Genomic DNA, 6,844 nt, shown 5'->3' with positions numbered 1-6,844 from the left:
TGAAAAGTAAGTCTCAATAACATCCTGAAATCATAAAGGTTTTTTGGTAAAGATTTTTCCAGAAAGCTTTGCACACCAGCGCGGTTAACGCCGATGCGGTGCGGGAATGCCCGCCTATCATGCAGGAGATGCCCATGACCATGATTCCCGTCACCATGCCCACGACATGGAATCTGCCGTCGATGCAGGGGGTGCCGCGCGTTCTGGGGAATGTTGCGGATGATGTGCGGGCCATGGGTTCGGTCACGCTGGGCACCATGCTTGATGATTACCAGATCAGCAGCGCCGCCAGCCTGTGGGGGATATTCGACGCCACGGGGGCGCAGGTCCTGACGGCGGCGCATGTGCGCGCGGTGGAATTCGAAAGCGCGCACGCCATTTCCGACGCCCCGCAGGAAGACGGGGCTTTTGTTTCCTATAACAAGGTTGCCACCCCCCGTCGCTTTTTGCTGGAAATGCTGTGTGATGGGTCGCAGACAGGTAGCGGCGGCCTCGACAGCCTTGTTTCGCAATATTCCCCCATTGCCGCGTGGGGCAACATGACGGGTGGCGGGGCACGGATGGTGCGTGCGTCATTTCTGGCGACGCTTGCGGCGATGGAGGACGACACCGCGACCTATGCCGTGCATACGCCGGAATATTCGTTGGCGTCGGTCAATGTGGTCGGCCATCGTTACCGTCGTGAAACGCGCGGCGGGATCACGTTGCTGGTGGTGCAGGTCATGGTGGTGGAGGTGCGCTGTACCGCGACGCAATCCTATGCCACCACCGCGACGGCGGCAGGGCAGGTGATGCGGTCCGGCGGCACGGTGCAGGCCACCGATGCCACCACGGCGCAGCTTGCCAGCCTGGCGGATGTGATCTGACAAGGTGTCTGATCGGACTTTTTTCAAAAAGGCGTTTATATAGGGCGCGTTTCTGAAAAATCCCGCGTCAGGTGATCTCTGCGCGTTGCTTGAAACGCCCGACCCGACAGGATCGCGACAGCCATTAAGAGAGTGTTTGAAAAGGCAAGTCCGACAAAATCATGAAATCATAAAAGTTTTTGGTGAAGCTTTTTCCAAAAAGCTTCGAAAGACGCCGCATTTTTCGATCAAAAGTCAGCATCAAAAAACTTTCCCTGTTTTTTATCAGTGGCCTGTTTCCAAACAGCCCCCAAGACAGTTTTGTGCAAAAGCCTCTGTCTGGAAATGTCTGTTCGCGCATTCCCCATTCCCAAAAAACCCTTTTGAAAAGGCGTCATAAATGGCGACCCCACAGGTCATTCCCCTGTCCGCCATCGCGGCGCAGTCGGTCAATGTCGTCGTGTCCCAACAGGTGATGCGCCTTGACATCCGGCAGCGCGCCACCGGGCTGTTCATCGATATTTCGTGTCGCGATACGCCGGTGTTGTGCGGTGTCATGTGCCGCGACCGGACATGGATCGTGCGCGATGGTTATTTCGGGCTGCCGGGCGATTTCGCGTTCCTTGACCTCGAAGGAACCTCCGACCCGTCCTGTGACGGGTTGGGGGGGCGGTATGTGCTGACCTACAGGGAGGGGCAGAATGTCGCCTGATCCTGTCGCACCCTTCACGCAAAAGGCGCTGGAGGTCAGCTTTGGCGTGGCGTCGGGCGGGTTCGGCGCAGGGGGGACGGATACCGTCACGCTGTCGGGGCTGCGGTGCCATGCGCAGGTGACGAATGCCGGCCTGCCGGGTGGCAGCACCCTGTCCCTGCGGGTGGGGGGGATGGCCCTGTCGATGATGAACCGCCTGTCGGTGCTGTCGGCCATGCCGGCCGCCGACGCACCGCAACAGCAGATGCAGGCATGCGGCAACACCGTCACCCTGCGCGCCACCCATGATGGCGGCATGGTCACGGTGTTCCGTGGCGTGGTGGTGGGGGCATTCATTGATTTCACCACCGCGCCGGACGTGGCGTTCATCGTCACCGCCAGTTCCCTTGCCGGGTTGCAGGTGCAGCCCCTGCCGCCGGGGGGGTATTGCGGGGCGGTGTCGGTGGAAACGGTGCTGTCGGACATTGCCGCGCAATGCGGGCTTGGCCTTGTGACGCATGGGCTGGGGGGTGTCATGATCCATGATTATTACGGCTGGGGCTGCGCGCGTGACCGGATCGAACGCATCCGCCATGCGGCGGGGATCGTCATCACGATCGAGGATAATACCCTTACGGCATGGGGGCGTGACCTTGCGGGCGATGACACGGCCACGCCCCCGGTCATCAGCGCCGCGACCGGGATGCTTGGCTATCCCGCCTATAACCAGGATGGCGTGTCGTTTCGCACGCTGTTCCGCCCGGACATCACCTATCTTTCGCCGGTGCGGATACAGGCTGCCCCGGCGGTGCAGGGTGATGTGCCCATGGCGTCGGACGGTGTCTGGGCGCCGTACCTGATTGCGCACCAGTTGGAAAGCGAGGTGCCCGACGGCGCATGGTTCACCCATGTCGCGGCCACGCGCACGGGCAACCCGGCCATGGGGGGATGATGTGATGGCGATACAGAACACGACCTATCCCGGGTTCCAGACGCGTCAGGACGGGGGATCTGACTTTGGCTCGGTCGAGGCGGTGGGCCGTCGCCTGCTGGCGATGATGGGGGCGGACACGCCGGTGCGTGTCGTCGCGGTCAATGGCGTGGGGCTGAACCCCGTGGGCTTCGTCGATGTGCAGCCGCTGGTCCATATGCAGGATGCGTTGGGGCGGTCCATGGCGCATGGCGTCATCCATAACGTGCCGTATGTCCGCATGCAGGGCGGGAAAAGCGCGGTCATCTGTGACCCCTGTGTGGGGGATCTGGGCGCGGTCATCATCTGCGGGCGCGACATCAGCGCCGCCAAGGCCAGCCGCGCGCCCGCCGCACCGGGCAGTTTCCGCATCCATGACATGGCCGATGCGATCTATGTCGCGCCCATCCTCAATGCCACGCCAGAGGAATATATCTGGCTGACGGGAAATGGGGTGAGGGTGAAAACGGCCGGCACGTTCACGGTGGATGCCGCCGGCATGCAGATCAACTGCCCGGTTTCCACGACCGGCGACATCACGGCCGGTGGCACCATCACCGGCCGGACGGATGTGGTCGCGGGCACGGTTTCGGGCCGGTCGCATACCCATCCGGTCACGGGCGCGCCCGGCACGACGGGTGCGCCCACATAACGCACAGGGCCATATATGACCTCACTTCTTCTGGATCGCACGACGTGGGACCTGTGTGTCACGGCGTCGCGCGACATTGCCGTGGCGTCCGCGCCGTACTGCGTGGTGCAGGATGTGGCGACCGCCGTGCGGACCTTTGCCGGGGAATGCTGGTACGACACGTCAAAGGGGATTGCGTATTTCCGCCTTGTCCTTGGCGTGGGGCAGTCGCCCGCCGCCTTTCGCACGCAGGTGGAGGCCACGGCCCGCGCGGTATCGGGCGTGTCCGATGCGCGATGTGTCCTGACGGCCATCGGTGCGGACCGCGTGCTGTCGGGCTCCATCCTTGTCACCCTGACCACCGGAGGGACCACAAGTGTCAGTTTCTAGCACCACATCCGTTCCTGCCGCCTCTCTTGGTGCGACGGGGTTTGTCGCACCCGCCGAAAGTGATGTCCTGACCGGGGTGATGGCGGATCTCGGCGCGGCCTTTGGCGGCAGCCTCAATCCCGACCTGTCCACCCCGCAGGGACAGTTGGCCAGCAGCCTGACCGCCATCATCGGTGATTGCAACGATGCGTTCGTGGCCCTGGCGAACGGGGTGGACCCGGCCTTTGCATCGGGGCGGATGCAGGATGCAATTGCGCGCATCTACTTCATCGCGCGCAATCCCGCCACGGCCACGGTGGTATCGTGCATGTGCGTGGGGGCGATGGGGACGGTCATACCCTCTGGCACGCTGGTGCAGGACGGGGCCGGATATCATTACGCCGCGACCTCTGCGGGGGTGATCCCGGCCACTGGCACGCTGGCGATGGAATTCGCCTGCACCACCACGGGGCCGGTTTCATGCCCGGCGGGGGCGATTTCACTGTACCAGTCGGTGGCGGGCCTGACGTCGGTTACGAACATGGTGGCCGGTGTCACCGGCGCGGAACAGGAAAGCCGCACCGCGTTCGAGGCCCGGCGCGCCGCCACCGTGGCGGGGAATTCCATCGGGTCCAACGCCGCCATCCTTGGCGGGCTGTTGTCGGTGCCGGGCGTGACGGATGCGTATGTGACGGACAATCCCACATCCGCCGCCATCACCACCGGCGGGGTGACGATTGCCGCGCACAGTGTCTATGCCTGTGTGGTGGGCGGCGACAGCGCGGCCATCGCGCTGGCGATCATGCAGAAAAAGCCGCCGGGCTGTGGCTATACCGGCACCACCATAGTGACGGTTGCGGACCCGAATGCGGCCTATACCACCGCGCCGTCCTATGGCGTGTCGTTCGATTACGCGACGCCGACACCGGTTTTCGTCGCCGTGTCGATGGGCAACGCGTCCTGCGTGCCATCCGACGCCCTGACGCAGGTGCAGGCGGCGGTGGCGGCGGCGTTTGACGGCACGGATGGCGGGACGCGGGCGCGCATTGCTTCACGCCTGTATGCCAGCCGGTTTTATGCCGGGATCGCGGGGTTGGGCGCATGGGCGCAGATTGTGGAAATCACGATCGGCACCACCGCCATGCCCACGGGGTTTACGGTGCAGATGGACATCAATCAGGCCCCCACGCTCGACCCCGACGACATCACGCTGGCGCTGGTGTGACATGGAGAATGTGCAACAGACGATCATCAGCCAGTATGCCAGCAGCCCCACCATCTGCACCCTGATCGACGCATGGAACCAGTGCATTGACCCCGGCGCGAACATCGACAGCTTTTATGACCTGGTCTGGAACGTGGAAACGGCGCGTGGCTATGGCCTGGATGTATGGGGGCGCATTGTTGGCATCAGCCGTGTCCTGACGATAACTGAAGACCTGTTCTGGGGATTTGGCGAGGCGGGCAATACCTCTGCCGCGCCCTTTGGGCAGGGGCCATTTTATAACGGCACGGTTTCCACCGCGAATTACAGCCTTGGCGACGATGCGTTGCGCATCCTGATCTATGCCAAGGCGATGGCGAACATCACCAACGGGTCGGTCATCGGGCTGAATGCGATCCTGATGACGTTGTTTGCCGGGCGGGGCAATGCGTGGGTTGCCGATAATGGCGACATGACCATGACCTACAGTTTCGATTTTCAGTTGACCCCGGTGGAGATTTCCATTGTCGAGGCTTCGGGCGTGCTGCCCCGTCCTGCCGGTGTTGCTGTTGCCTACCGTATGGAGGTTTCGTGAAACAGAGTTCCTTTCCCGCGAAATTCGCGCTTCCCTTTGCAGGCAGTGCCGGGGCCAGCTATATCCGCACGATCCCGCAGGCTTCACAGGTGGGGGTGACGGCGGGGGCGGCGTCGTTGACGGATGGGTTCCCGCCGGTGACATTCGACCCGGTTTCCGCCGGTGGCACCCCGCCATCGGGGGCGGACATGAATGGCATCCTGAACTGGATCACATCCGTGCTGCGGGTGTATCAGGCGGGATATTTCGCGTCATGGGATGGGGATTTCGCAACCGCGATCGGTGGATACCCGCTGAACGCCATCGTGTCGGGGGCGGTTGCGGGGGCGTATTACATCTCCACCGTTGATGACAACATGACCACGCCTGGCGCATCGGGGGCATCGTGGCAATCGCTGTTCACGGGGCTTGCGCCTTCATCCGCACTGGCGTTGGAAACCACACGGGCGGAGGCGGCGGAGGCCGTGCTGTCAACGGATCTGTCCCTTGCGTCCTCGTCGCTTTATCCGGTCAGTGCCTCGACCACCGTTGTGGTGCCATCTGGCGTGACGCGGGTTTACCTGCGGGGGATTGGTGCGGGCGCGGGCGCAACGGGATGTTCGGCCACCACCACGTCACAGACATTTTCCGGCGCAGGCGGCGGCAGTGGCGGCATCATGGAGGGGATTTATACCGTAACCCCCGGCGATCACCTTGTTTTCACGATCGGGTCTGGTGGTGCGGGCAATGCCAGTTCGGGGAATGGATATCGCGGCGGGCAGACATCGTGCGTGAATGGCGCAGGCCAGACGCTGCAATGGCTGCCCAGCGGATTTGCGGGACAGGTGGCGTCCGTCACCAATACTGCGGGCGGTGGTGGCGCACCTGCCGGGACGTCGGACATGTCCGGGACGTTTCGCAATGATTGCGGGAACTGCGGACTGGACGGGCAATCGGGGGCGCTGCAACTTTCCGGTTCCGGGGGTGTCGGGCCGGGGGGCGTGGGCGGCGCACGGTCGGGGGATCTGGGCGGTGTGTCCGGTGCGGCCCCCGGTGCAGGTGGCGGGGGTGCGTATGACTCTGGCTTCACCGGGAATTCGTATGCGGGCGGTAACGGTGCGTCAGGCAAATTTTATTACAAATGGCTGCCGTAACGGCATGTCAGGGCACGGACCTGTCCCGGCAGGGGCGTGGGGCGGGGCGTCGGCCATTCCACCGCGCGCGATCCACATGATGCGGCCGGGTGATGTGCGGATGCACAGGATTGGCGGCGGCGATGGGGGCCGGGGATCGGGGATCGCCTGCAAAATCGAACCCAGAGACTGTTTGAAAAGTCAGGCGCGATAACACCCTGAAATTATAAAGGTTTTTGGTGAAGCTTTTTCCAAAAAGCTTCAGACGCCGCCGCCTTTTTCGATCAAAAGGCAGCGCCCAGAGACTTTTCCTGTCTTCAAACACTCTCTCAACAGCACCGGCGCATTTCCATGGCCGTGATGGGGAACATTCATGACAACCGCAACAGTGCAGACCTATGCCGTTTACCTGACGGCCGCGACCAGC

The 6,844-nt window shown here is 62.9% G+C and carries 8 protein-coding genes; all 8 read left to right on the top strand.

Going from position 1 to position 6,844, the window contains the following annotated elements; all coding sequences use genetic code 11:
* Positions 1–134 precede the first annotated feature (134 nt).
* The 8 genes from B7G66_RS10385 (at position 135) to B7G66_RS10350 (ending at position 6,438) form a co-directional block, all read left to right on the top strand.
* Positions 135–866: a hypothetical protein gene (locus B7G66_RS10385; protein ID WP_040512814.1), complete on the top strand. Its 732-nt coding sequence runs from the start codon at positions 135–137 to the stop codon at positions 864–866.
* 379 nt (positions 867–1,245) lie between these two features.
* Positions 1,246–1,557 carry a phage baseplate plug family protein gene (locus B7G66_RS10380; RefSeq protein ID WP_003621768.1) on the top strand — a complete coding sequence of 104 codons (312 nt, stop codon included), beginning with the start codon at positions 1,246–1,248 and terminating at the stop codon, positions 1,555–1,557.
* On the top strand, positions 1,547–2,488 hold the full coding sequence (locus B7G66_RS10375) for a baseplate hub protein (RefSeq protein ID WP_003621769.1): 942 nt from the start codon (positions 1,547–1,549) through the stop codon (positions 2,486–2,488). Before B7G66_RS10380 ends, B7G66_RS10375 begins: the two co-directional genes overlap by 11 nt.
* Positions 2,445–3,158: a Gp138 family membrane-puncturing spike protein gene (locus B7G66_RS10370; RefSeq protein WP_003621770.1), complete on the top strand. Its 714-nt coding sequence runs from the start codon at positions 2,445–2,447 to the stop codon at positions 3,156–3,158. The genes B7G66_RS10375 and B7G66_RS10370 overlap by 44 nt, the downstream gene beginning before the upstream one ends.
* 15 nt (positions 3,159–3,173) lie before the next feature.
* Positions 3,174–3,527 carry a hypothetical protein gene (locus tag B7G66_RS10365; protein ID WP_003621772.1) on the top strand — a complete coding sequence of 118 codons (354 nt, stop codon included), beginning with the start codon at positions 3,174–3,176 and terminating at the stop codon, positions 3,525–3,527.
* Positions 3,514–4,731 (top strand): baseplate J/gp47 family protein, encoded by a 1,218-nt coding sequence (locus B7G66_RS10360; protein ID WP_040511052.1) that lies wholly within the window; start codon positions 3,514–3,516, stop codon positions 4,729–4,731. The genes B7G66_RS10365 and B7G66_RS10360 overlap by 14 nt, the downstream gene beginning before the upstream one ends.
* 1 nt (position 4,732) lies before the next feature.
* Positions 4,733–5,305: a DUF2612 domain-containing protein gene (locus B7G66_RS10355; RefSeq protein WP_003621776.1), complete on the top strand. Its 573-nt coding sequence runs from the start codon at positions 4,733–4,735 to the stop codon at positions 5,303–5,305.
* A complete protein-coding gene (locus B7G66_RS10350) occupies positions 5,302–6,438 on the top strand; it encodes a glycine-rich domain-containing protein (RefSeq protein WP_003621779.1) in 1,137 nt (378 codons plus the stop codon). The genes B7G66_RS10355 and B7G66_RS10350 overlap by 4 nt, the downstream gene beginning before the upstream one ends.
* Positions 6,439–6,844: the final 406 nt, after the last annotated feature.

It is taken from the genome of Novacetimonas hansenii JCM 7643, from assembly GCF_000964405.1.
Lineage (GTDB): Bacteria > Pseudomonadota > Alphaproteobacteria > Acetobacterales > Acetobacteraceae > Novacetimonas > Novacetimonas hansenii.
This window is presented reverse-complemented; position numbering and strand designations above follow the sequence as displayed.